Origin of the sequence: Lysinibacillus parviboronicapiens (assembly GCF_003049575.1) — a bacterium.
Taxonomy (GTDB): domain Bacteria; phylum Bacillota; class Bacilli; order Bacillales_A; family Planococcaceae; genus Lysinibacillus; species Lysinibacillus parviboronicapiens.
This window is the reverse complement of the sequence record NZ_PYWI01000091.1, coordinates 1-844: the sequence shown is the minus strand read 5'-3', so window position 1 is coordinate 844 and position 844 is coordinate 1. Positions and strand designations below refer to the sequence as shown.

The following is an 844-nucleotide window of genomic DNA, read 5'->3' as shown; positions in this document are numbered from 1 at the left end:
CCTGCGTGACAGGCAGGCATGTTAACCGCTACACCACGGGACCATTTGGTTGCGGGGGCCGGATTTGAACCAACGACCTTCGGGTTATGAGCCCGACGAGCTACCACTGCTCCACCCCGCGATAATACTATTAGAATATATAAATAATGGTGGAGGATGACGGGCTCGAACCGCCGACCCTCTGCTTGTAAGGCAGATGCTCTCCCAGCTGAGCTAATCCTCCATCTGGGTATTGAAAATGGTGACCCCTACGGGATTCGAACCCGTGTTACCGCCGTGAAAGGGCGGTGTCTTAACCACTTGACCAAGGGGCCCATTTGGAACTGTAATCCTAAAGTTTGCTGGCGGAGAGTAAGGGATTTGAACCCTTGAGACAGTGTTAACCGCCTACACGATTTCCAATCGTGCTCCTTCGGCCACTCGGACAACTCTCCAAGAATGGCTCCGAAGGCAGGACTCGAACCTGCGACAACCTGATTAACAGTCAGGTGCTACTACCAACTGAGCTACTTCGGAATGATATTATGTATAGCCTAGCGACGTCCTACTCTCACAGGGGGAAGCCCCCAACTACCATCGGCGCTAAAGAGCTTAACTTCCGTGTTCGGTATGGGAACGGGTGTGACCTCTTTGCCATCATCACTAGACTATATGAAAGACATTATTTATTATAACATATTTTATTATAATTACAAGTGTTTTATCATCACTTTTTTATTCTTTCAAAACTGGATAAACGGTGCATTGAATGTTTCAAACATTTTGGTTAAGTCCTCGATCGATTAGTATTCGTCAGCTCCATGTGTCACCACACTTCCACCTCGAACCTATCTACCTCATCGTC

Annotated in this window: 5 tRNA genes and 2 rRNA genes; all 7 read right to left on the bottom strand. The window is 47.9% G+C overall.

The window, feature by feature from the left end:
* Positions 1–46 precede the first annotated feature (46 nt).
* Positions 47–121: transfer RNA gene (locus C9J35_RS23195), tRNA-Met, on the bottom strand.
* 26 nt (positions 122–147) lie between these two features.
* Positions 148–223 (bottom strand) — tRNA-Val (locus tag C9J35_RS23190).
* Positions 224–239: 16 nt separating this feature from the next.
* Positions 240–314 (bottom strand) — tRNA-Glu (locus tag C9J35_RS23185).
* A gap of 28 nt (positions 315–342) precedes the next feature.
* Positions 343–434, bottom strand: a tRNA-Ser gene (locus C9J35_RS23180).
* 5 nt (positions 435–439) lie between these two features.
* Positions 440–516, bottom strand: a tRNA-Asn gene (locus tag C9J35_RS23175).
* 15 nt (positions 517–531) lie between these two features.
* A 5S ribosomal RNA gene (gene rrf, locus C9J35_RS23170) occupies positions 532–647 on the bottom strand.
* A 115-nt stretch (positions 648–762) separates the two neighbouring features.
* Positions 763–844: ribosomal RNA gene (locus C9J35_RS23165) — 23S ribosomal RNA — on the bottom strand; the annotation flags it as partial.